Origin of the sequence: Arthrobacter sp. S39, from assembly GCF_004320525.1 — a bacterium.
Classification (GTDB): domain Bacteria; phylum Actinomycetota; class Actinomycetes; order Actinomycetales; family Micrococcaceae; genus Arthrobacter.
Map to the genome: position 1 here is coordinate 1 of NZ_SIHX01000008.1, position 23,971 is coordinate 23,971.

Annotated in this window: 19 protein-coding genes; 7 read left to right on the forward strand and 12 right to left on the reverse strand. The window is 66.4% G+C overall.

What is annotated here, in order from left to right:
* Positions 1-206: 206 nt before the first annotated feature.
* Positions 207-1,631, reverse strand: coding sequence for a type I glutamate--ammonia ligase (gene glnA / locus EYS21_RS15970; RefSeq protein ID WP_131134232.1), 1,425 nt, complete (start codon positions 1,629-1,631; stop codon positions 207-209).
* A gap of 260 nt (positions 1,632-1,891) precedes the next feature.
* Here glnA and EYS21_RS15975 point away from each other — a divergent pair, with 260 nt between their 5' ends.
* Positions 1,892-2,329, forward strand: a complete 438-nt coding sequence (locus EYS21_RS15975) for an RDD family protein (protein ID WP_131134234.1) — start codon at positions 1,892-1,894, stop codon at positions 2,327-2,329.
* A gap of 32 nt (positions 2,330-2,361) precedes the next feature.
* Here EYS21_RS15975 and EYS21_RS15980 read toward each other — a convergent pair whose 3' ends face one another.
* From EYS21_RS15980 to lipB, 4 genes are all read right to left on the reverse strand, one after another.
* Positions 2,362-2,712, reverse strand: coding sequence for a DUF3817 domain-containing protein (locus EYS21_RS15980; protein ID WP_131134414.1), 351 nt, complete (start codon positions 2,710-2,712; stop codon positions 2,362-2,364).
* A 102-nt stretch (positions 2,713-2,814) separates the two neighbouring features.
* On the reverse strand, positions 2,815-3,567 hold the full coding sequence (locus tag EYS21_RS15985; RefSeq protein ID WP_131134236.1) for a DUF4191 domain-containing protein: 753 nt from the start codon (positions 3,565-3,567) through the stop codon (positions 2,815-2,817).
* A gap of 86 nt (positions 3,568-3,653) precedes the next feature.
* A complete protein-coding gene (gene lipA, locus EYS21_RS15990) occupies positions 3,654-4,661 on the reverse strand; it encodes a lipoyl synthase (protein WP_131134238.1) in 1,008 nt (335 codons plus the stop codon).
* Positions 4,658-5,326 (reverse strand): lipoyl(octanoyl) transferase LipB, encoded by a 669-nt coding sequence (gene lipB / locus EYS21_RS15995; RefSeq protein WP_131134240.1) that lies wholly within the window; start codon positions 5,324-5,326, stop codon positions 4,658-4,660. The genes lipA and lipB overlap by 4 nt, the downstream gene beginning before the upstream one ends.
* A 143-nt stretch (positions 5,327-5,469) precedes the next feature.
* Here lipB and EYS21_RS16000 point away from each other — a divergent pair, with 143 nt between their 5' ends.
* The gene (locus EYS21_RS16000; RefSeq protein WP_131134241.1) at positions 5,470-7,257 is read left to right on the forward strand and encodes a serine/threonine-protein kinase; all 1,788 of its coding nucleotides are present in this window, start codon (positions 5,470-5,472) and stop codon (positions 7,255-7,257) included.
* A gap of 65 nt (positions 7,258-7,322) precedes the next feature.
* Here the strand turns inward: EYS21_RS16000 and EYS21_RS16005 are convergent, their stop codons facing one another.
* A complete protein-coding gene (locus EYS21_RS16005; RefSeq protein ID WP_131134415.1) occupies positions 7,323-8,210 on the reverse strand; it encodes a TIGR01777 family oxidoreductase in 888 nt (295 codons plus the stop codon).
* 73 nt (positions 8,211-8,283) lie between these two features.
* On the opposite strand from EYS21_RS16005, the gene EYS21_RS16010 reads away from it, so the two are divergent.
* Positions 8,284-11,745 (forward strand): S41 family peptidase, encoded by a 3,462-nt coding sequence (locus tag EYS21_RS16010; protein ID WP_131134242.1) that lies wholly within the window; start codon positions 8,284-8,286, stop codon positions 11,743-11,745.
* Between the two features lie 116 nt (positions 11,746-11,861).
* On the opposite strand, the gene EYS21_RS16015 is transcribed toward EYS21_RS16010, so the two are convergent.
* The 5 genes from EYS21_RS16015 to EYS21_RS16035 all read right to left on the reverse strand — a co-directional run bounded on the left by EYS21_RS16015 (position 11,862) and on the right by EYS21_RS16035 (position 18,009).
* Positions 11,862-12,290: an OsmC family protein gene (locus EYS21_RS16015; RefSeq protein WP_131134243.1), complete on the reverse strand. Its 429-nt coding sequence runs from the start codon at positions 12,288-12,290 to the stop codon at positions 11,862-11,864.
* A 209-nt stretch (positions 12,291-12,499) separates the two neighbouring features.
* Complete coding sequence (locus EYS21_RS16020) at positions 12,500-12,850, reverse strand: hypothetical protein (protein WP_131134244.1); 351 nt, start codon at positions 12,848-12,850, stop codon at positions 12,500-12,502.
* Positions 12,851-13,016: 166 nt separating this feature from the next.
* Positions 13,017-14,732 carry a 2-oxoglutarate dehydrogenase, E2 component, dihydrolipoamide succinyltransferase gene (gene sucB / locus EYS21_RS16025; protein WP_131134245.1) on the reverse strand — a complete coding sequence of 572 codons (1,716 nt, stop codon included), beginning with the start codon at positions 14,730-14,732 and terminating at the stop codon, positions 13,017-13,019.
* A gap of 116 nt (positions 14,733-14,848) precedes the next feature.
* Positions 14,849-16,231 (reverse strand): dihydrolipoyl dehydrogenase, encoded by a 1,383-nt coding sequence (gene lpdA, locus EYS21_RS16030; RefSeq protein WP_131134246.1) that lies wholly within the window; start codon positions 16,229-16,231, stop codon positions 14,849-14,851.
* A gap of 251 nt (positions 16,232-16,482) precedes the next feature.
* Positions 16,483-18,009: a leucyl aminopeptidase gene (locus tag EYS21_RS16035; RefSeq protein ID WP_131134247.1), complete on the reverse strand. Its 1,527-nt coding sequence runs from the start codon at positions 18,007-18,009 to the stop codon at positions 16,483-16,485.
* A gap of 259 nt (positions 18,010-18,268) precedes the next feature.
* On the opposite strand from EYS21_RS16035, the gene EYS21_RS16040 reads away from it, so the two are divergent.
* The 4 genes from EYS21_RS16040 (at position 18,269) to EYS21_RS16055 (ending at position 23,532) form a co-directional block, all read left to right on the forward strand.
* Positions 18,269-19,207: a PAC2 family protein gene (locus EYS21_RS16040; RefSeq protein WP_131134248.1), complete on the forward strand. Its 939-nt coding sequence runs from the start codon at positions 18,269-18,271 to the stop codon at positions 19,205-19,207.
* 68 nt (positions 19,208-19,275) lie between these two features.
* Positions 19,276-20,625, forward strand: coding sequence for an MFS transporter (locus EYS21_RS16045; protein ID WP_131134249.1), 1,350 nt, complete (start codon positions 19,276-19,278; stop codon positions 20,623-20,625).
* A gap of 84 nt (positions 20,626-20,709) precedes the next feature.
* Entirely contained in the window at positions 20,710-21,966 is a 1,257-nt protein-coding gene (locus EYS21_RS16050; protein WP_131134250.1) for a DUF4192 domain-containing protein, read from the forward strand.
* Positions 21,967-22,215: 249 nt separating this feature from the next.
* The gene (locus EYS21_RS16055) at positions 22,216-23,532 is read left to right on the forward strand and encodes an RNA polymerase sigma factor (protein WP_131134251.1); all 1,317 of its coding nucleotides are present in this window, start codon (positions 22,216-22,218) and stop codon (positions 23,530-23,532) included.
* Between the two features lie 147 nt (positions 23,533-23,679).
* Here EYS21_RS16055 and EYS21_RS16060 read toward each other — a convergent pair whose 3' ends face one another.
* Positions 23,680-23,901, reverse strand: a complete 222-nt coding sequence (locus EYS21_RS16060) for a hypothetical protein (RefSeq protein WP_131134252.1) — start codon at positions 23,899-23,901, stop codon at positions 23,680-23,682.
* Positions 23,902-23,971: the final 70 nt, after the last annotated feature.

Genomic DNA, 23,971 nt, shown 5'->3' on the forward strand with positions numbered 1-23,971 from the left:
CACGTCGCGCAGGAACTCAACGGACGCCCACGCAAAACGCTCGGCTGGAAAACTCCAGCCGAGCGTTTACGTGATTTACTACTAACCACCTAACCAACAGGTGTTGCAACGACCCCTAGAATCCAAGCCCTGGGACCGGCCTTTGCTGTAACGCGATTACTTGCGGACTGTGCGTGGACTAAAGCCGCTCCAGCCGCGTGATCTGGCTAGACGCCGTAGTAGAGCTCGAACTCGTACGGGTTCGGGCGCAGCGAGAGCGGCTTGATTTCGTTCTCGTACTTGTACTCGATCCAGGTGTCGATCAGGTCCTGGGTGAAGACGCCGCCGGCCTGGAGGAACTCGTTGTCCTCGGCCAGTGCCGTCAGGGCCTCCTCGAGCGTGCCCGGAGCCTTGGGGATGTCCTTGGCTTCCTCGGCGGGGAGCTCGTAGAGGTCCTTGTCGATGGGAGCCGGGGGTTCGATGCGGTTGCGGATGCCGTCAATGCCGGCCATCAGCTGGGCAGCGAATGCCAGGTACGGGTTGGAGGAGGGGTCCGGTGCGCGGAACTCGATGCGCTTGGCCTTGGGGTTGGAGCCCGTGATCGGGATGCGGATACCGGCAGAGCGGTTGCCCTGCGAGTAAACCATGTTCACGGGGGCTTCGAAGCCCTTGACCAGGCGGCGGTAGGAGTTGACCGTCGGGTTGGTGAATGCCAGCACCGCGGAGGAGTGCTTCAGCAGGCCGCCGATGTACCAGCGGGCGGTGTCGGACAGGCCGGCGTAGCCCTTCTCGTCGTAGAACAGCGGCTCGCCGTTGGTCCACAGCGACTGGTGGCAGTGCATGCCCGAGCCGTTGTCACCGAAGACCGGCTTCGGCATGAAGGTCACGGACTTGCCCCAGGCGTCAGCCGTGTTCTTGATGACGTACTTGAACTTCTGCAGGTCATCAGCGGCGTGGGTCAGGGTGGTGAACTTGTAGTTGATTTCAGCCTGGCCGGCGGAGCCGACTTCGTGGTGGCTGCGCTCAACCTCAAGGCCGGCCTCGTCCAGGGCAACACACATGGCGTCGCGCAGGTCGGCCTGCTTGTCGGTGGGGGAGACCGGGAAGTAACCGCCCTTGACGGGGGTCTTGTAGCCCAGGTTTCCGCCTTCTTCCTGGCGGCCGGTGTTCCAGTGAGCTTCTTCAGAGTCGATCTTGTAGAAGCTGCCCTGCGGTGAGGACTCGTACTGGACGTTGTCGAACACGAAGAATTCAGCTTCGGGAGCGAAGAACGCGGTGTCGGCGATGCCGGTGGATGCGAGGTAGGCTTCAGCCTTCTCAGCAACGCCACGGGGGTCGCGGTGGTACGGGTCTCCGGTGCGCGGGTTCACGATGGAGAAGTTCAGCGCCAGCGTCTTTTCCATGCGGAAGGTGTCCAGGAATGCGGTGGTGACGTCCGGGATCAGCTGCATGTCAGACTCGGCGATGCCCTGGAAGCCGCGGATGGAAGATCCGTCGAAGAGCTGGCCGTTGACGAAGAAGTCTGCGTCAACGCTCTTGGCCGGCACATTGAAGTGCTGCTGGACGCCCGGGAGGTCGGTGAAGCGGATATCGACGAATTTAATATCTTCGTCCTTGATGAACTTGAGGACTTCGTCCGCATTCTTGAACATCTATGCTCCTAACGCATATGTAATATCTGGCTGCAAGCCATCTGATCCAGCGCAATCCGAAAGGCAGGGAAACGCAGTTTCCCTGCTCAGTGGAATTGCTTGAAACTGCACCCAGCCTATGGACAAGGCATTTCCCGTCCATGTCCACATTGTTTCGGGCAGGTTACAGAATGCCCTGATATGGCAACGCTATCCCGTGTCCATACTGTGGTCTAACGGGTTCCACAGTATGAACGTTGGTGAGTCGGTAAGCTTGGACGGTGGTAGATCGCAAAGATATTGGCTCCTGGCTCAGCGGACCGGATACCTCGGGTATTTCCAAATACCCGGGCGAGCGGCTTGGGTTGCCCGAGTCCGGTCCCGGCTCCATTGCACGTGCAGGGCGGCGCATTGTGGCGATCATGGTGGACTGGGGGATTGCCCTGCTGATCAGCAACCTGGCCTTCGGCGGCGATTCCTGGGCCAACCTGGCCGTGTTTGCGGCAGAGCAGATCCTGCTGGTGGGCACCCTGGGCTACAGCATCGGCCACCGGCTCGTGGGAATCCACGTGGTGCGCCTGGGCGGTGGCGCGGCAGGTCCGCTGGCGGCTGTGGTGCGCGCGCTGCTCCTGTGCCTGGTGATTCCGGCCGTCATCTTCGATCCGGACCACCGCGGCCTTCACGACAAGGCGATGAACACGGTCCTGATCCGGCGATAGCTGCCGGGTTGGCCGGGAACTTCAGACGCCCCCTAGACCCCCGCCGTTTCCCTGGCCTCGGTGCGTGGGCGGGCGCCCTCGGTGAGGTAGCCGCGCTTTCCGGCCCAGCGCTCAAAGGCGATGGTGGCGAACGGGAAGATAGCTGATCCGCCGGCAAAGAGGGCCACAGTGAACGGCCAGCGCTGGATCCGCCACAGTGCGAGTGCGGCAAGTCCGTAGCCGACGAAGAGCGCGCCGTGGATGGGTCCGGCGATTTCCACACCCAATTCGGTGGTCCTGGCGATCCACTTGAAATACATGCCGGTCAGCAGTGCCGCCCAACTGAAGGCCTCGGCGACCGCAAGGATCCGGAAAGCGCGGATGACGACGGTTTTCAGCGGCATGTTCATTGATTTCCAATCTCTGTGGGTTGGTGGCGGCCAGGCGCCCAAAAGAAAACCGTCCCGGTGCCGGCCTGGGCCGGAACCGGGACGGCTCCACGTGTCCTAGCGTCCGCGGTTGGGACGCGCTTTGTAGGGGTCGATGCCCTTGGGGATGGGGAGGCCCTTGCCGAGCGAGGAAATCCGCTTGGAAACGGCATTGACCTCAAGCTTGGTAAGTTCCTTTTTCAGCTTGCCCATGTTCTTGGCCACCTGGCTGATGGGGACCTGGCCCTCGCCGCGGCCGCTCTCGATCACGTGGACCGTGACGTTCGGCAGGATCCGCGCGAGGCGCTTCCGCTCGGCGTCGACCAGCGGCTTGACCCGGTGGCTGGGGCCCTCGCTGACCAGGACAACGCCCGGACGGCCGATGGCGCGGAATACCGCGTCCTGCGTGCGGGGGTTCACCGCGACGGGATGGTCCTCGGTGATCCAGCCGCGCTTGAGCGTGCCCAAAGCGGCGCCGGAGGCGCCCGGCTGGTTTTCGATCTGGGCGAAGGCTGCCCGTTCTGCGCGCCGGGACAGGATGAGGGTTGCCCCGAGGAGGCCCAGCGGAATGCCGATGATCAGGCCGGTGATCCAGTTGTCCAGCCAGAAGCCCACCAGGAAGCTGACGGCCACCACGCCCAGGAACACCAGCAGCATCAGCCACGGGACCATGGGATCGTGGCGGCGGGTCATGGTGAAGACTTCGCCGATCTGCTTGAGCCGGCTGGGCTTCTTGACCTTCGCTTCTTTTGGCTTGCGCGAGAAGAGGCCACGCTTCGGGGCGTCTGAGGCCGCCGGAGTGGAGTTGCTGGAATCAGGGGATTTCGCCATAGTGCCTTAATTCTACGTGATTTATGCCTGAGGGCCGGACGCCGGATAACATCCGGTGCCGGCCCTCAGGCACTGCAGCTGTGTGGTCAGGAATGCGCCGCGAGCAGTGAGCTGGCTTCCTGGCGGGTGCTGCCGGAGGACTCGATGTGCGCGAGCTCGGCGGGGATTTCCCAGCCTTTCTTGCGCATCGCGGTGGCCCACAGGCGGCCGGCGCGGTAGGAGGAGCGGACCAGCGGGCCGGACATCACACCGAGGAAGCCGATTTCGTCTGCTTCCTGCTGGAGGTCCACGAATTCCTGCGGCTTGACCCAGCGGTCCACCGGGAGGTGGCGCTCGGACGGGCGCAGGTACTGGGTGATGGTGATCAGGTCACAGCCGGCCTCGTGCAGGTCACGGAGGGCCTCGGAGATTTCCTCGCGGGTTTCGCCCATGCCCAGGATCAGGTTGGACTTGGTGACCATGCCCAGGTTCCGGCCCTGGGTGATGACGTCCAGCGACCGGTCGTACCGGAAGGCCGGGCGGATCCGCTTGAAGATGCGGGGCACGGTTTCGACGTTGTGCGCGAAGACCTCAGGCTTGGAATCGCAGATCGCCTCGATGTGCTCCGGTTTGCCGGAGAAGTCAGGGATCAAAAGCTCGACGCCGGTACCCGGGTTGAGCTCGTGGATCTTGCGGACCGTCTCGGCATAGAGCCAGACACCCTCGTCGGCGAGGTCGTCGCGGGCCACACCCGTGACTGTGGCGTAGCGCAGCTGCATTGCCTGGACGGAGCGGGCCACCTTGGTGGGTTCGAACATGTCCACGGGGGAGGGCTTGCCGGTGTCGATCTGGCAGAAGTCGCAGCGGCGCGTGCACTCTGAACCGCCGATCAGGAAGGTGGCTTCCTTGTCTTCCCAGCATTCGAAAATGTTGGGGCAGCCCGCCTCTTCACACACAGTGTGGAGGCCTTCCTTTTTGACCAGGTTCTTCAGCTGGACGAATTCCGGGCCCATCTGGACCTTGGCCTTGATCCAATCCGGCTTGCGCTCCACCGGAGTGGCCGCATTTCGCTGCTCAATGCGCAGCATCTTCCGGCCTTCTGGTGCCAGTGTCACAGTAGAGCTCCTTCGGGGCTTGATACGAGTGCTTCTTCGTGCTTGCGGAATTCTTCCGCGAGCCGGTCCGCGATATCGCCGGGGGCGATGTTTTTGCCGGCTTCGATGGACATCGTGGTGACGCCTGCGTCGGTGATGCCGCAGGCAATGATCTGGGCATAGGGTGCCAGATCATTGTTGCAGTTGATGGCGATCCCGTGCATTGTGACCCCGTCCAGGACGCGGATGCCGATGGCGGCGATCTTCCGGTCCGGGCCCTTGCTGTCAGCCTTGATCCACACCCCGGCGCGTCCCTTGATGCGCTCAGCGTTGATACCGTAGTCACCAATGACGGCGATCATGACGGCTTCGAGTCGTTCCACATAGTCGCGGATGCCGGACCTGTTCTTCAGCTTGAGGATCGGATAGGCGATCAGCTGGCCCGGGCCGTGCCAGGTGAGCTTGCCGCCGCGGTCCACGGCCACGACGGGTGTGCCGTCCATCGGGCGCTCGTGTTCTTCGGTGAGTTTGCCGGCTGTGTAGACAGCGGCGTGTTCAAGGATGAGGACTGTGCTGGGCGCCTCGGCAGCGACGACTTTGTCATGGAGTTCGCGCTGGCGGTCCCAGCCCAACCTGTAATCAACGAAATCCGGTGCAAGACCCAGCGTGGAAAACTCAAGAGTCATGGCATCCAGCTTAGACCCCGGCCGGCGCTGCTCCCGATTTAGTGTCCAAGCTCTCACCGCCGCAGAGCGCCGGTGGTGGCCCGCTCCGCTGCCGCCTGTGGATAACTTCTGCGGCGCCGGCCGGTTTCCGCTAGACATAAGGCATGGCTGATTCTGCAGTTCCGGAGGTGCCCGGCTATTCCGTGGGACGTGAGCTGGGCCGGGGCGGGAGCTCCACCGTCTGGCTTGTGACCGACGAGCGCACGGGCACGGACTTTGCCCTGAAGTGTTTTGTCCCCGGGGCCCCGCCGGGTTCGGCGCCGGACACCGCGCCGTACGCCGCCGTCGAAAGTGGCGTCCGGCGGGAAATCCGGATCCTGTCCGCGCTTGACCACCAGCACCTTGTGAAGGCCCACGACGTGCTCCGCGTTGTGGTGGACTCCCGCGACGGACTCGGCCTGCTGGTGGATTATGCGCCGGGCGGCTCTCTGGCCCAGTTGGTGGCCAGCCGTGGAAAGCTCAGCATCGGCGAGACGGTGACGGTACTGACGCCGATTGCGCAGGTGCTGGGCTATCTGCATTCCAACGGCTATACCCACTCGGATGTGTCGCCGGGCAATGTGCTGTTCACCAGCCACGGCAAACCGTTGCTGGCCGACGTCGGCATTGCCCGGATGGTGGGGGACGCTGCTGCCGTGCCGGGCCACGGTACCCGGGGATTCATGGATCCGGCGCCGGTGGATGCGGTCCGGGCAGGCCTGCAGCCCGAGCGCGACGTCTACTCCGTTGCCGCGCTGGGCTGGTACTGCCTCACCGGGGATATCCCCGGCCGGACGTCGGACCGGCCGCCGCTGCCGCTGATCCTTCCGGGCGTTCCGGTGGAACTGGCCGCGGCCCTTGAGGCAGGCCTCAACGAAGACCGGCGGCTCAGGCCCACTGCCGTTGAGCTGGCCGCCGCGGTCTACCGCAGTGCCGCCCCGCTCCCTGTTGACCTGGCCGGATCCGTGCACCCCAGCGTGCTGCCGGAACTCCTGACGCGCCGTCCGCTCCCCGAGCGTTCAGGCTCCGGGGTCCGGGAGTCACTTCATGCCTGGCGGCGGCGGATGTCCACCTCCCGCTGGTCCGGTGTCATCGGCGCAAGGCAGGTGCTGCCGTTTCCCGGCGATGGCGGAGCGGAAAGCCCGCCGCGGATCAGTGGCGCAGGCCCAGGCACCGCACCCCACATCAGCACAGACCGGAGAATAGCCGGCGGAAACACTGCCGGTGGAAACGCCGCAGGCCCAGAACCGGCACGGCCGGGCGGCCGGCATGTCGGGCCAGCCCGACGTCGGCCCGTGAACGGGTCGCGGGTCCTTTCCGCAACGGTGTCGCTTGTGGTCCTGGCGGCCGCGTGGTGGTTCGCTGCCATGGGCGGTACGGCGCCGGCTGGTCCGGACCATGTGCTGGCGGGCAGCGGGGACAGTCAGAGCGGGGACAGCCGGACCCAGGAGAACCGGACCCTGGAGAGCCGGAGCGAGGGGCAGGCCGACGTCGGGATCCCGGACACCGTGACGGCGCAGCTGGGCTCGGCGGACCCGGGCGAAGCGGTCCAGGGCCTTGCCTCGCTGCGGTCGCTTGCCTTCAGTTCGGGGCGGCTGGACCTGCTGGACCAGGTCACAGTGCAAGGCTCGACGGCGTCGGCCGCGGACGGGCGCATCGCCGGCCCGCTCCGTGAATCGGGCCATGTCCTGGCTGGCTTCACGAGCCTCCTGTCGGACGTGCGCGTCCATCCTGACAGCAACGAAAGCCGGGCGGTGGTTGCTGTCACCTCGGCGGCGTCAGCCTATGAGGAAGTCGACCGCTCAGGAGGGCTGGTGGCCACGGGTCTCGCCGCCCCGCCCCAGCAGCTCCGGCTGGTTCTGGTGCAGGTGGATGGTCAATGGCGTCTGTCCGAGATTCTGCCGGGGCCGTGACCGGGCATCCAGTGCGGGCGGTGCCCAAGTCCAAGATCCCGGTCCGGAGTGACCTGCAGGAGAGGTCAGGACGCTATCCACGCGGCCGCACGCGCCAAAGAGGCGTGCTCCCAGCCGAACCCGGCACCGGACAGGATTTCCGGGTCCATGCGCTGGCTTGGCAACAGCAACTCATCGGCAAGTTTTCCCAAAACGAGCCGCAGGACCGGGGCCGGCACACGAAGGATGGCCGGACGGTGCAGGGCGGCAGCCAGTGCTGAGATCAGGGAATTAACGTCCGCGCTTTCGGGGGCGCAGACATTGACCGGCCCTGTGTGCTGTGAGTCGATCAGGAACTGGAAAGCCGCGGAGACATCGGGCAGTGTCACCCAGGGCCAGTACTGCCTGCCGTGGCCCAGCGGACCGCCGATTCCGCAGCGGAGCAGGGGAAGCAGCCTGCCCAGTGCGCCGCCCGAGCGGCTGAACACTACGCCGGTGCGTGGCGTCACCACCCGCACGCCCGGCGGAGCAGCATGCGCGGCTGCCTCCCATTCGACGCACAGCCGTGAGAGGACGCCGGTTCCGGCTTTTGTGCCCTCGTTGAGCACCGTGCTTCCGGCATCGCCGTAGTATCCGGACGCGGACTGGCTGATGAAGGCGGGCGGCGGGACATCAAGCTGCTGCATCGCCTGCGTCAGCGTTCCGGTGGCGTCCAGGCGGGACCTGAACAGTTCCTCAATCCGGCGGCGGGTCCACGGCCGGTCACCGATGCCCGCTCCGGAGAGGTTGATCACGGCGCCGGCACCGGCCAGGGAGGCCGGGTCGAGGCGGCGGGCCGACGGATCCCAGCCGATTTCCGCCGTCGAAGAGGGTGCGCGCCGGACCAGGGTGACCACCTCATGGCCGGCATGCCGCAGGACGGTGGACAGGTGGGTTCCAATGAGCCCGGAGGCCCCGGCAATGACGATGCGCATGATCCATCTCACCATGCCCGGCATCCCGCGGCACCTCCGCCAGGGGGCCCGGTGAGTTGACTATGATCGACTGATGACCTCTTCGAGCTACTTCCGATTCCCGCATGTGCACGGCGATCTGGTCACCTTCGTGGCCGAGGACGACGTCTGGATCGCGCCCCTTGGCGGAGGACGGGCATGGCGTGTCTCCTCCCTCCAGCTCCCAGCCCGCAACCCCCGCTTCACGCCGGACGGCAAGCGGCTGGTCTGGACCGTCGTCCAGGGGACAGCGCCCGAGGTGGTGACAGCGGAAGTGGACGGCGGCGGCTACCGCCAGCTGACCTACTTCGGCCACGCCAGCACCCGGGTGAAGGGATTTACCGCCGGCGGCGCAGCACTGGTCACCAGCGCCTTCCGCCAGGCCGAGAGCCGGCACACGTACGCCTACAGCGTTCCGGTCGACGGCGGCTGGGCCGAGGAGCTGCCGTTCGGCCCGGTGGAATCAGTGGCCTTCGGGCCTGAAGTCGGCGACGAACGGCCCGTAGTCCTTGCCAGCGTCCTGTCCCGCGAGCCGGCCTGGTGGAAGCGCTACCGCGGCGGTACCGCAGGAAAGCTTTGGATCGATTCTGACGGCAACGGCGAGTTCGAACGCCTTGTCCCCGAGCTGGACGGCAACCTCACGGATCCCATGTGGGTGGACGGGCGGATTGCCTTCCTGTCCGACCACGAAGGGTTCGGGAACCTGTACTCGGTCCTGCCGGGCGGCGGCGACCTGCGCCGGCACACCGACCATGAGGACTTCTACGTCCGGCATGCAGCCACCGACGGGCAGCGGATCGTGTTCGAGTCCGCCGGCGAACTCTGGGTCCTCCACGACCTGCGTTCGGACGCCGTGCGGCTGGACATCTCCCTCGGCTCGGCCTCACAGTCCCGGCGCCCGGGCCTGCTGAAGACCGAGAAGCACCTCGGGGCGGTGGTTCCCGATGCGACCGGCTCCGCCAGCGCCGTCGAGGCCCACGGCACCATCCACTGGATCCGCCACAAGGACGGTCCTTCCCGCGTGGTTGAGGCCACGCCCGGGGTCCGCGCACGGCTCCCCAGGCCGCTCGACGGCGGACGCCTCGCCTACATCGCTGATCACGACGGCGTCGAGGCGCTGTACATCAAGGAGATCGCCGCGCACGTGCCCGGCCTGGCCGCGGCAGCTGACGCGGCACCCGCACCGGTGCCTGCTGACGCGCCTGCCGATGATGCCGCGGCTTCGCTGCCACGGCCGGTGCCGGCAGCCGGCACGGCCGCCCCTGCCGCGCCTGTCACGGCGCCGGTGGGCGACGACTCCCGGGCCGACGTCGCACCCGTTGCTGACGGGACGGCGGAGGAAGCCGCCACGGGCACGGCACCCACCCGCATCGCCTTCTCCAAGCCCGCCCGCGCCAGCTCCATGGAAGCGAGCCCCGATGGCCGGTGGCTCGCAGTCGGTACGTCCTTCGGCGACGTTTACGTCGCGGACACCGCCACCGGTGAACTCTCCCTCGTGGCCAGCATCGGCGAGGGCACCATCTCGGAATTGAGCTGGTCAGCCGATTCACGGTGGCTGGCCTGGTCTGAACCCGTCACGTCGTTCGGTTCGCGCAGCAGGCTCCGGCTGGTCCAGGCCGGAGCCAAGGAAGCCGCGGTGGTTGAGGTCACTGACGGCCGGTTCTGCGACAAATCGCCCGGCTTCACGCCGGACGGCAAGTTCCTTGCCTTCCTCTCCAACCGCAGCTTCGACCCGGTGTACGACGGCCACTCCTTCGACCTGTCGTTCCCCAGCCCCATCAAGCCCTACCTGGTAGCCCTGTCCGCCGATACACCGTCCCCGTTTGGCCCGGCCGTTGACCTGGACGGCGCAGGCGTTGAGCCCGAGGGCACGGACGCCGCCCGCGTCCCGGAAGTACGGGTTGATGCAGAAGGCCTGGCACACCGGGTGATAGGCGTGCCGGTTCCGCAGGGCAACTACTCCTCGCTCCGGGCCACGGACGGCGCCCTCCTCTGGCTGGATTGGGCCCTCACCGGTGTCATCGGCGACGGCAAGGCCAGCCAGGAGGACAAGGACACGCCGCCCAGCCTGGTCCGGTTCGACCTTGCCCGCCGGAAAACGGTGACCTTGGTGGACGCCGTGGATAGCTACCGGCTGTCGGGTGACGGCAAGAAAGTTGTCCTGGTCCGCGACAAGAAGGTCAGTGTGGTCCCGTCAGGCGCGAAGGCCGACGAGGAGTCCGGGCAGCTGGTCAAGGTGGACCTTGGCCGCATCCGGGTGATGATGGACCCGCTCAGCGTCTGGGGCCAGGCGTTCGACGAAGCCTGGCGGCTGCAGCGCGACTTTTTCTGGGCCGAAGACATGGCGGGCCAGGACTGGGACTCGGTCCATAAGCGCTACCGCCCCCTCGTGGACCGGCTCGGCTCCCATGACGACCTCGTGGACCTGCTCTGGGAACTTCACGGCGAGCTCGGCACGTCGCACGCGTACGTCCGGCCTGCCGCGGTGACGGAGAACGGCAGCAACGGCCAGGGGCGCCTGGGCGCCGACCTTGCCTTCACGGCCGCCGGATGGGAGATCACGCGGATCCTGGCCGGCGAGTCCTCGGATCCGCTGGCAACCTCCCCGCTGACCCGCCCCGGCGCCGGCGCCAAAGCGGGGGACCTGCTGCTGGCAATCGACGGAGTCCCGCTCTCCGCAACGGTGACCCCGGCCATGCAGCTGGTGGGCGCGGCGGGCCGCGCCGTGGAGCTCACGCTCAGCAACGGTCCCGGCCACGGCCCCGACGCCGGGATCCAGCGGCGCATCGCCGTGGTCCCGGTCAAGGACGAGGAGCGCCTGCGCTACCAGGAATGGGTTGCCGCGAACCGGCGTACGGTGCGCGAAGCATCGGGCGGTGCGTTCGGCTACCTGCACATTCCGGACATGATGGCCAACGGCTGGGCCCAGCTGCACCGGGACCTCGACACCGAAACGGCGCTGGACGGGCTGATCGTGGACGTCAGGCGCAACCGTGGCGGGCACACGTCCCAGCTGGTTGCGGAACTGATCGGCCGCAAGGTCACCGGCTGGAGCATGCCCCGCGGCGAGGCGCCCCGCACCTATCCGCACCACGCCCCGCGCGGGCCGGTGATTGTCCTCGCGGACGAATTCGCCGGGTCCGACGGCGACATCATCACCCAGGTGTCGAAACTCCGCGGCATCGGCCCCGTGATCGGGACGCGCACCTGGGGCGGCGTCGTCGGAATCGACAACAGGTACTCACTCGCGGACGGCACCGGCGTGACCCAACCCCGGTACGCCACCTGGTTCGGCGGAGGTGTGGGCTGGAGCGTCGAAAACTACGGTGTGGACCCGGACATCGAAGTCGCCTACCCGCCGCACGCCTATGCCGCAGGCCAGGATCCCCAACTGGAATACGGGATCGGCGCACTGAAGGAGATGGTCCAGGAACTGCCCACGGACCGCCCTCCCGTCCGCGAAGGCTACCGCCGGCTCAAGCCCGCTCCGCTGCCCGCGCGGCGGCACGGCGACTGACGCCCCGCCTGCGGCCGACAAGAGGCTGCGGGCATGCAGAAGGCCCTGCTTCCGCCGGTTATCCGGCAGGGAGCAGGGCCTTCTGTTTGCAGCGCCAGGACGCTGCAGACTCCGGATCAGGATTCCAGGGTTGCGTCCAGGGTGATGTCGATGCTGGCCAGCGCGCCGGACACAGGGCAGCCAACCTTGGCCTCGCCGGCGATCTTCTGGAACTCCTCTTCGGAGATGCCGGGGACGGTGGCGGACACGGTCAGGTGGCTGCCGGTGATGCCGGTGCCCGGAACGAAGGTCACGTCAGCCTTGGTGCGGACCTCGTCCGGCGTGTACCCGGCCTTTGAAAGTTCGTTGCTGAACGCCATGGAGAAGCAGCTTGCGTGGGCGGCGGCGATCAGCTCTTCCGGGCTGGTCTTGCCTTCGGCAGCTTCGGTGCGTGCCTTCCAGGTGACGTCGAACGTGCCCAGTCCTGAGCTGTCCAGCGTGGTCTGACCCGATCCTGCAAAAAGGTCGCCGTTCCATACTGTGTGTGCGCTGCGCGTTGCTGCCATGTCCACTCCTCAAAGATTGATACGAACCGGGACCGGCTCCTGCCTGGGTCCCGCCGGTTCCCATCCTAGGGACTCCGCGGCGCCCATGCACGGGCTGTCCGCTCTCAGTGGATTGTGACCGCCCCAACGCCGGGGTTTGGTGATCAAACAGCGACGGCGCCGCTCCCGGGCAAGGGGAGCCGCGCCGCCGTGGTGTGTTGGGTAAGGAGTCAGTTCCACAAGGTGGCGATGGCCACGTTGAGGAGCGCCAGCCCGCCCACGCTGTGGGCGAGGCCCTTGCTGATGTCCTCGCCCTTTTTGTACTTGCGGCGTCCGATGAAGGCCAGGACGCCTACGGCCAGCGCGATCGCGAACTTGATGCCCAGCTTGAAGTAGTTCGCGTCCATGTCCAGGGCCGGGATCAGCCCCATCATCACGATGCCGGTGATGAGCTGAAGCGCCGCGCCGTCGAACTGCCGGGGGTGGACGGTGGGCTTCTTCATGTTGCCGATCCAGATGCCGACGATCATGGCGGCGCCGACGATGTGCAGGAAGACCATGATGTTGTAGACGATAATCATGGCAACAGTCTAGCCAGACGTTCTACGCCATGTAGTAAGGCTGGCCGTGCCGCCCCGTGTGTCGCGCCGGCCGTTGCGGCCGGGTACTTAAACCGCGACGGCGGCGCACGCGTTCCGGCGGTTTCCCACCGGTGCGTGCACCGCCTTCGTACGTTCCGGGTCTGGGCTACAGGCCCAGGTCAGCCTCGAAGGCGCCTTCTTCAAGGCGGGCCTTCAGGGTCTGCAGGAAGCGGCCTGCGTCTGCGCCGTCCACCAGGCGGTGGTCGTACGTCAGGGACAGGTACATCATGGAGCGGATGGCGATCGAGTCGTCACCGTTCTCATCGGCCACCACCACAGGACGCTTGACGATCGCTCCGGTGCCCAGGATGCCCACCTGCGGCTGGTTGATGATCGGGGTGTCGAACAGGGCGCCGACCGAGCCGATGTTGGTGATGCTGAACGTGCCGCCGGACAGCTCGTCCGGACCGATCTTGCCGTCGCGGGTGCGGCCGGCGACGTCGGCGATCTTGCCGGCCAGGCCGGCCAGGTTCAGGTTGCCGGCGTCGGAGATGACCGGAACCAGCAGGCCCTTGTCGGTGTCGACGGCGATCGCCAGGTGCTCGGCGTTGTGGTACGTGATTTCCTGCTTGTCCTCGTCGTACGCAGCGTTGAGCTTCGGGTGCTGCTTGAGGGCTTCGGCCACTGCCTTGGCAATGAACGGCAGGAAGGTGAGCTTGACGCCGTTCTGGGCCTGGAACGAGTTCTTGGCCTTGAGGCGCAGCTTGGCGATCTTGGTCATGTCCACTTCGTGCACCTGCGTGAGCTGGGTGGAGACCTCGAGGGACTCGCGCATACGGCGGGCGATGACCTGGCGGATGCGGGGAGCCTTCTGCGTGGTTCCGCGCAGGGAAGACGCAGCCGGGCCGGCGGGGGCAGCGGATGCTGCGCGTGCGGCCGGGGCCGCGGCGGGAGCAGCCTTGGCTTCTGCTGCGGCGATCACGTCCTGCTTGCGGATGCGGCCGCCAACACCGGTGCCGGACAGGGAGGAGATGTCCACACCCTGCTGGTTGGCGAGCTTGCGGACCAGGGGAGTGACATAGCCGGACTCGGAGCCCGACGCAGCCGGTGCGGCCTCAGCAGCGGGCTTCGGAGCTTCTGCCTTGGGAGCTTCCGCCTTCGGTGCCTCAGCCTTGGGTGCTTCAGCGGGAGCCGGAGCCGGAGCTTCGGTCTTGGCCTCGGCGGCCGGGGCAGGAGCGGCGGCGGGGGCAGCTGCGGGGGCAGCGGCACCGGAACCAATGACGGCCAGCACGGAGCCAACCTCGGCGGTTTCGTCCTCGTTGACCCGGATTTCCTGAAGCGTTCCCGCGACGGGGGAGGGGATCTCGGTGTCGACCTTGTCGGTGGATACCTCGAGCAGGGGCTCGTCCACCTCGACGGAGTCGCCTACTGCCTTCAGCCACCGGGTGACGGTGCCTTCGGTGACGCTTTCGCCGAGGGCCGGGAGGGTGACCTCGTGGCTTTCGCCGCCGGTTGCCGCGGGGGCCTCAGCTTCGGGAGCCGCTTCAGCCGGTGCGGCCGGGGCCTCTTCGGCGGGGGCTTCTTCGGCAGCGGCGGCGGGAGCTTCTTCGGCCGGTGCTGCTGCCTCGGGGGCTGCGGATCCTGAACCATCACCGATGCGGACCAACGGAGCGCCGACTTCGGCGGTCTCATCTTCGGCCACGAGGATTTCCTCGATGACGCCGGCTATGGGAGAGGGGATTTCAGTGTCTACTTTGTCGGTGGAAACCTCGAGCAGCGGCTCGTCCACCTCTACCCGGTCACCTACCTGCTTGAGCCAGCGGGTGACGGTTCCTTCGGTGACGCTCTCACCGAGGGCGGGCAAGTTAACGGATTCAGACATGTCGTCCCCGTTCTCCTTATTGATCTTTTTGTGCGGATGATTGCTGGCTTGTTCGAGCTTAGTGCACCCGGCGGATCATGCCCGGTGCACTAAGCCCTGTTGTATTGCGGGGCTGCTTAGCCGTGGAGGGCTTTGCCTGCCAGGGCGAGGTGGGCCTCGCCCAGTGCCTCGTTCTGGGTGGGGTGGGCGTGCAGCAGCTGGGCCACATCCTCCGGGTAGGCTTCCCAGTTCACGATGAGCTGGGCTTCACCGATCTGCTCACCCATGCGGGAGCCGATCATGTGGACGCCCACTACGGGGCCGTCCTTCTGGCGGACCAGTTTCACCAGGCCGCCGGTGCCCAGGATGGAGCTCTTGCCGTTGCCGGCGAGGTTGTACTCCTGGATCTGGATCTGGTCGTCGCCGAATTTTTCCTTGGCGGCCTTCTCCGTGTAGCCCACGGTCGCGATTTCAGGTTCGCAGTAGGTGACCTTGGGGATGTTGACGTCCTCGACGATGACAGGCTTCAGGCCTGCGATTTCCTCGGCGACAAAGATGCCCTGCTGGTATCCGCGGTGTGCGAGCTGCACGCCGGGAACGATGTCGCCCACGGCGTAGACGTTGCCAACACCGGTGTGGAGGCGCTCGTTGGTGATGACGAAGCCGCGGTCGATGGTGACGCCGGCTTCCTCGTATCCGAGGTTGGCGGTGACGGGACCGCGGCCCACGGCGACCAGGAGGTATTCGGCTTCGAACGTCTGGCCGTCCACGAGGGTGACCTTGACGCCGGTGTCGTTCTGCTCGACACCCTGGAAGAAGATGCCGGTGGTGAACTTGATGCCGCGCTTCTTGAAGGCACGCTCGAGGTTCTTGACGATGGCGGTGTCCTCGTTGGGCACCAGCGACGGCAGGCCTTCAACGATGGTGACGTCCACGCCGAAGGACTTCCAGACGGAGGCGAATTCGACGCCGATGACGCCGCCGCCGAGCACGATGGCGCTCTTGGGAATGGTGTCCATCTTCAGCGCCTCGTCGGAGGTGATGACGCGGCCGCCGATTTCCAGGCCCGGAAGGGAACGGGAGTATGAGCCGGTGGCGAGGACGATGTTCTTGCCCTTGTAGGCGGTGCCGTTCACCACAACGGTGTCGGTGCCCTGGAGCTTGCCTTCACCCTCGATGACGGTGATGCCCTTGGACTTGATCAGTCCCTGGAGGCCCTTGAACTTGCCGGCGATGATGCCGTCTTTGTAAGCGTTGACAGCGTTGATGTCGATGCTGTCCAGGGTGACATTCACGCCGTACTTGGCGGAGTCGCGGGCGTGGTCGGCCAGTTCCGCCGAGTGCAGCAGGGCCTTGGTGGGGATACAGCCGTTGTGGAGGCACGTGCCGCCCAGCTTTCCCTTCTCCACGAGGCCGACGGTGAAGCCAAGCTGTACGGCCCGCAGGGCGGTGGCGTATCCGCCGCTGCCGCCACCGAGTACCAGGATGTCGAATTCTTGCGCAGTTGCCTGATCGGCCACTTAGACGCTCCCTCGCGTGAACGATGACGCGAGCGTACGCATCATCTGGTCTTGGAACTTGTACTGCCGTGATTATGCCAGCAGGCAGGTTCTCTTGCATTTGTGACTACCGTGGTTCACCTTAGCGAACCACTTATCCATGCTCCACCTTGGCGCCGTGTTTGTGGAGCGCTTGTGGTGAGTGTCACGCGGCTTTGTGTCCAAGGATTCACCGTGGTGTCACAAAGCCGCGTGACAGGTCAAAAAGCCGGTCAGGCAGCTGCCGCCAGGAGGTCCTCCACGTACGCCACCAGGGTCCGGACAGTGCAGCCAGTGCCCTGTTTGTGGGTGTAGCCATAGGGGCTTCCGTTGTTGAAGGACGGCCCGGCGATGTCCACGTGGGCCCAGGGGATCTGCTCCCCGTCCTTGCCCTTACCCACAAATTCGCGCAGGAAGACGGCAGCGGTCATCATGCCGCCGTGGCGTTCCCCGATGTTGGCCAGGTCCGCCACCTGGGAATCCAGGCTGGGGCGCAGCTCTTCAGGCAGCGGCATGGGCCAGACCAGTTCGCCCGCGCGGTCCGCGGCGGCCTTGAGCGGCCCGGTGACGCTGTCGGACCCCATGACGCCCGCCGTGCGGTTGCCGAGCGCAATAAGCTGCGCGCCGGTGAGCGTGGCGACGTCGATGATGGCATCCGGGAATTCCCGGCTCGCCGCGACGATGCCGTCCGCCATGACCAGGCGGCCCTCGGCGTCGGTGTTCAGCACCTCGACGGTTTTGCCGCCGAACATCGTCAGGACGTCCGCGGGCCGCGAAGCGGCGCCGGAGGGCATGTTTTCGGCGATGCAGAGCCACGCGGTCGCCTTCACCGGCAAGCCCAGGCCGGCGACCGCCAGCACAGTGTTAAGGACGACGGCGGCGCCCGCCATGTCGGACTTCATGTCGCCCATGCCCAGGGCAGGCTTAATGGAGATGCCGCCGGTGTCGAAGGTGATGCCTTTGCCGACCAGGGCGATCTTTGCGGTCGCCTTCGCGGGGGCGTATTCGACCTTCACCAGGCGGGGCTGCCGGGTGGAGCCCTTGCCCACGCCCATGATGCCGCCGAAGCCTTCCTTTTCGAGGCGTTTCTCGTCCCAGACGGTCACCTTGACCGGCAGGCCCTTGGCCAGTTCCTTGGCGGCCTCGGCGAACGACTCCGGGTAGAGGTGGCTGGGCGGCTGGTTGACCAGCGACCGGGTGGCGTTGACTGCCTTGCCGACCAGGCCGGCCCGCACCAGGGCCGACCGCAGTTCCGGCCCGTCGGCAACATCCGTGTAGATGACGGCCTTGCCGACAGGGTCCTTCAGGCCGTCCTTGGAGGAACGGTATTCAGTGAAGGCATAGGATCCCAGCGCGGCACCTTCGGCGACGGCCGCGACGTCGGCGACACCCGCCGTCGGAAGTGCCAGGACCACGGTGCTGAAGCCGGCAAGCTGGCGCACGGCGGACCCTGCCGCCCGGCGGAGCGCTTCCCCGGCGAGGGCGCGGTCTGCGCCCACCTTGCCCACGCCGGCGAGGACGAGGACGCCGGCGCCGGTTTCGGGGAGGCCGGGGAGCCGGACCACCTGGTCGGCGGCGCCGGTGACGCCCAGAACCTTCAGGGAGTCGGCCAATGCTTCCGCGGACTTGGCCGTCAGCGGATTCTCCAGGAGGACGGGGCCGTCCGGCCCCTGGCCCACCCCGATGACAACGGCGTCACTGGGGGCCTTCTTAAGGTCCCGCGCGAGGGTACTAAGGTTGATTTCAGTAGTCTTGACCATAGGGATCAGTCCTCATTTCTCAAAGATTGTTCGGGCAGGAATGCATGTTTGGCGTCCTGCCATGGAAACCGAAGCTGCGGTGGGCCTGGGACTCCGCCGGGGCGTCGCAAGCCCGTCCGGCAGGCCAGTTCCGATCGTAGCCCGTCTGCGCCGCCGCAGCGGAATCATCTGAGACTTGCAACACACCACCAGCTGGAATGCCGCGGTGGCCCGGGGCGTTGTACGAGGTATCCACCCGAAACCACGAAAGGAACATGCCGTGCTTGAACGGATTTCCGGCTCCCTGCTGGACCCCGATGCGCTCTACGCGAGCAACATCGAGCTGTTCAACAGCCCGGCGCTCCGGGGCCTGAACCTGGTGATGGGGTTTACCGGGTTTGCCGACGCCGGCCATGTTGTGAAGCAGATCAACGCTGAGCTGCTCGATACCCTTGACGCCGAGCCGGTGGCGGTTTTCGACGCCGACCAGCTCATCGACTACCGGTCCCGGCGGCCCCACGTTTCGTTCGTGGAAGACCACCTGCAGGATTACCAGGCGCCGAAGCTCGCGCTGTACAGGCTGACCGACGGCCTGGGACTTCCGTTCCTCCTGCTGGCCGGCTTTGAGCCGGACCTCCAGTGGGAGCGCTTCGCCCGCGCAGTGGTGGGCATTGCCGAAAAACTGGACGTCAACCTGGTGACGTGGATCCACTCCATTCCCATGCCGGTGCCGCACACACGCCCGGTCGGCGTCACCGTCCACGGGAACCGGCCGGACCTGATCGAGGGCATCTCGGTGTGGAAGCCCACCGTGGAAGTCCCCGCGGCAGTAGGGCACATCCTGGAACTCCGGCTCGTCGAGGCCGGGCGCAATGTCGCCGGCTATGTGATCCACGTTCCGCACTACCTGGCCGAGGCTGAATACCCCACGGCTGCTGTGGCCGGCCTGGAGTACCTGGGCGCGGCGACGTCGCTGATGCTGCCCACGGACCGGCTCCGTGAAGCCGGCCGGGAAGTCAGCCGCCAGATTGCCGAGCAGATCGATGCGTCCGAGGACGTCCAGCAGGTGGTTTCCCGCCTCGAATCCCGTTACGACGAGAAAGCGGAGGGGACCGTCCGCAGGTCGCTGCTGGCCGACGAGAACGACAACCTGCCCAACGGCGACGAGCTGGGTGCGGCCGTCGAGGCCTACCTCGCCCGGGAAAATCCCGGCAAGTAGCCGTCCAGTGCGTGTCCGCCTGGCGGCGCCACACCTGGCGGCCGTCACAGCCCGGGCATAATGGGGGAGTGACTGCACCCCGCGCCTGGCTGATCTGGACCATCGGAATCTTCGCGTATCTGGTTGCCGTCTCGCAGCGGACGTCCTTCGGCGTGGTGGGTCTTGAAGCCACCGAGAGGTTCCACGCCAGCGCGTCGGCCATCTCCTTCTTCACCGTCCTCCAGCTCCTCGTCTACGCCGGGCTCCAGATCCCGGTGGGCGTCCTCGTGGACCGGTTCGGCTCGCGGGCCATGATTGCCGGCGGCGCAGTCCTGATGGGCCTCGGGCAGCTCCAGCTGGCGTTCGCCGACAGCATCCCCGGCGGCGTCCTGGGGAGGGTGCTGGTGGGCGCCGGCGATGCCATGACGTTCATCTCCGTCATCCGCCTGATCCCGCTGTGGTTCGCCCCGGCGCGCGTTCCCCTGGTTACCCAGCTGACCGGCATGTCCGGCCAGCTGGGGCAGCTTTTCAGCGTTGTCCCGTTTGCCCTGGTCCTGCATTCCGCCGGCTGGACCCCGGCGTTCCTGATGCTGGCCGGGATGTCCGGTCTCGCCGTCGTCCTTGTCCTCCTGTTCCTGCTGGATGTCCCGCCGGGCACCCCGCGGCCCCAGGCGCAGCAGGGGCTCAAGGCCACCGGAGCCTCGCTCGCGAGGGCATGGCGCCAGCCGGGCACCCGGCTGGGAATGTGGAGCCACTTCACCATCCAGTTCAGCGGCACGGTGTTTGCCATGACCTGGGGCTATCCCTTCCTTATTTCCGGCCAGGGGCTGGACGCCGGAACCGTCGCAGCCCTGATGGCGCTGTACGTGGCCGCCGCCATGGCCGTGGGCCCCTTCATTGGCCGCTTTGTGTCGCGGCACCCGCTGAGGCGTTCCACCATGGTCCTGCTGATCGCCGGTGCGACGGCGGCCGCCTGGGCCGCGGTGCTGCTGATGCCGGGCCGCTCGCCGCTGTGGCTCCTGGCCGGGCTGGTGGTGGTCCTGGCCATCGGCGGTCCCGGTTCGATGATCGGCTTCGACTTCGCCCGGACGTTCAACCCCGCGCACCGGATCGGCACGGCCACCGGCATCGTCAACGTGGGCGGCTTCATCGCCGCGCTCGTGGCGATTTTCCTGATCGGGCTGGTGCTGGACATCCTGTACGCCAGCGGGTTCTCCAACGGCGTCCTCTACGGGCTGGAACCGTTCCGGATCGCCCTGTGCGTCCAATTCCTGCTCATCGGCATCGGCGTCTTTGCGACGCTGGCCTCCCGGCGGAAGGTGCGCCGGCAAATGGCGGCGCAGGGAGTCGTTGTTCCGCCGCTCCTGCGGGCCCTCGCCCGGCAGCGGCGGGAGAACCTGGCCCGGAAGAAGCAGCGGACACCCGCCGACGACGACTGACACTGTTCCTCCACAGAGGCGCTTTTTCACACATGGCGGAATCAGCGCCTGACAGCGTGCAGTGCCCGGCCCAAAGCTGGAGGCATGACTCCTCCAGATCACCTCACCGTCCAGGGCCCCGAGGACATCCTTGGGTTCATTCCGCACTCCCTCGGGTATTGGCCAGCTGACAGCCTGGTGGCCATGACGCTCCAGGGCAAACGACTTGGGGCCACGCTCCGCCTTGACCTGCCCGGCCCTGAGGTCCTTGCGGACCCGAAGAAGTTTGCCGGCACCGTCCGGGACTACCTGCGCGCTGACGCGCACGCCGACGCCTCGTTGCTGGTGTTCTTCACCAACGAGGGTTGGATGGACGGCTGCCTGGGCTCAGTCCAGACCTATACAGGGCTGCTGGCATCGCTGCAGGCAGTGCTTGGCACCGCCGGGATGCCCGTCCGGGAGGCCTGGTATGTGGGCGATTCGTACTGGCGCGACGCCTACTGCACAGACCAATCCTGCTGCCCGCTGCCGGGCCGTCCCACCAGTGACATCCTGGACAGCAGGCTTAACGCCGAAATGGTCTTCCGGGGCAGCAGCGTCGGGCCGGCGCCGGAGGAACAGCGTCCCGCGCCTGCCGCCATGTCCTCGGAGGACATGACCGGGCTGCGTGCGGCCGAGGCGGCGTGGATGGTCCCGCTGGATCTCCGCCGGGGCAGCAGGGCACAGTTCGACGCGCTCCTTGATTCCTGGGAACCGCTGTTCCGTTCCGGGCAGTGCCCGGCCGACCCGCTCGTCCAGGGCTTCCTCCGCGCATCACTCCGTGTACCTTCCTGGCGGGACGCGGTGCTGGTGATGGCCGCCGCGGGCAGGACTGCCGCATGCGCCGGCGCGGAGCAGTTTGGCATCTTCGACGCCGCGTCCCGGCTGGCGCCAGTGCGTCCGCGGGCCGACGGTCTACCGGAAGCCGCTGGTCTACAGGACGCAGGGTCCGGCTCCGGACCGGTCGTGCCCAATCCGGTCCCGTTGCCGGATTCCACGGTCCCGGGCTACGGCGAGGTCCTGCTGGGCCTGGAGCCGCCCGTGCCGGACTGGACCAGCATGAACAACCTGGACCATGTCCTGGAGCAGCTGGCGGCCGGTGGCGGGCAGTCCGCCGCGGCGGCGCTTGCGGGGCGCGGCTGGATTTCTTGGTGCCGTGGACGTGGCTCGTATGCAGCCGCGCACCTGGGACAGGCGCTGGATGAAGAACCCGGCTACCGGCTCGCTGAACTCCTGCTCGAACTTGTCCGCCGGGGGACTCTCTGCGGCTGGGCTGCGCGGAAGGAGGCTGCCTGGCAGAAGTTTGGACCTGATGCCGCCTGACAGGGAGCGGGCGGCGGCGTGCGGCCGCGTTTGGGAAAACCGTGAGACAATGGATGCCGAGACCCGGTTGGGTCCGTGAATCTGGTGCACGTAATGGTCCCCTTTACGGGAACATTACAGCCGCCCCGGCAGTTCTACTTAAGGACTCTGCCGGCCGTGGTTGCACCTGATGTTGATCACGGACTTGACAGGGTCATAGTGGTGTTGCCCGTATGGTGATTCCACAGACCGCCGCTAGAAAGGTTTTCTGTGACCCCGTCTTCCGCGAAGAAGGAACCCGCCGCCCAGGACGACTTGTCCCCTGAGGAGAAGCAGGCTGCAACGAACGCCAAGCGTGCAGCCACGCGGGCAGCAAACAAAGCTGTCAAGGATGCCACCGCCGGTGATGGGGATGGCAGGCCCGAACCCAAGAAGCGCGGGCCCAAGCCCGGCGCCAAGGCCGCTGCTGAAGCCGCCGGAAAGGCCGCGCGCGGCTCCGACGACGAGGACGACGTCGAGGAAGACCTCGACGACATCGTCATGGACGGCCCGGACGCCGTCGATGACGGTGAAATCAACGCCGCGAAGGAAGCAACAGCTGCCACCGGCAAGGGCTTCGTCTACTCCGACGCCGACGACGACGACGCCCCTGTCCAGCAGGTCATGTCCGCCGGCGCCACCGCCGACCCCGTCAAGGACTACCTGAAGCAGATCGGTAAGGTTGCGCTGCTCAACGCCGAGCAGGAAGTTGACCTTGCACTCCGGATTGAAGCCGGGCTCTTCGCTGAAGAGAAGATCAACGCTGATGACGGCTCCATGGACCCGAAGTTCAAGCGCGAGCTTGAATTCGTCATCCACGACGGCAAGCGCGCCAAGAACCACCTGCTGGAGGCCAACCTCCGCCTCGTGGTCTCCCTGGCCAAGCGCTACACCGGCCGTGGAATGCTGTTCCTGGACCTGATCCAGGAAGGCAATCTGGGCCTGATCCGTGCAGTCGAGAAGTTCGACTACACCAAGGGCTTCAAGTTCTCCACGTACGCCACCTGGTGGATCCGCCAGGCCATCACCCGAGCCATGGCTGACCAGGCCCGCACCATCCGCATCCCGGTGCACATGGTCGAAGTCATCAACAAGCTCGCCCGTGTGCAGCGCCAGATGCTTCAGGACCTGGGCCGCGAACCCACGCCCGAAGAGCTGGCCCTGGAACTGGACATGACCCCGGAAAAGGTCGTCGAGGTCCAGAAGTACGGCCGCGAACCCATCTCGCTGCACACCCCGCTCGGCGAGGACGGCGACTCGGAGTTCGGTGACCTCATCGAGGACTCCGAGGCCGTGGTTCCGGCGGATGCTGTCAGCTTCACGCTGCTGCAGGAGCAGCTGCACTCGGTGCTGGACACCCTCTCGGAGCGCGAAGCCGGTGTGGTGGCCATGCGGTTTGGCCTGACCGACGGACAGCCGAAGACTTTAGACGAAATCGGCAAGGTCTACGGCGTCACGCGTGAGCGCATCCGCCAGATCGAATCCAAGACCATGTCCAAGCTGCGCCACCCGTCGCGGTCGCAGGTGCTCCGGGACTACCTGGACTAGGACACGGACTATTAGCAACGCGGGGTCACTTCCTGCCCGATAAATCGAGGTTTTCGGGCAGGAAGTGACCCCGCGTTGCTTTGGGCTTAAAGCAAAGCAGGACCCCCTCCCAACCGGAGGGGGTCCTGCCTGTGTCTGGTCGTCAGGTCAGTCGACTGTTACGGGCGCCTTCTCGTGAAGCCGGCCCGTCTCGTCGTGCCAGTCGGAGCTCAACGGCTTGAGCGTTGACTCGACCGCGCGGGCATGGTGGCCGCAGAAGAGCAGCTCCCCGCCGGAGGACTCGAGTACAACACGGACGTATGCCTGCGCTCCGCAGCGATCGCACCGGTCCAGTGCGTTGAGTGTGCGGTCTGCCACTGCTGTTGTCATTTCGGCCTCCTTAGTAGATCTGTATGTCTATGTAACCAGTATTCGTAGCAATTCCATCGCAAGGATGGGG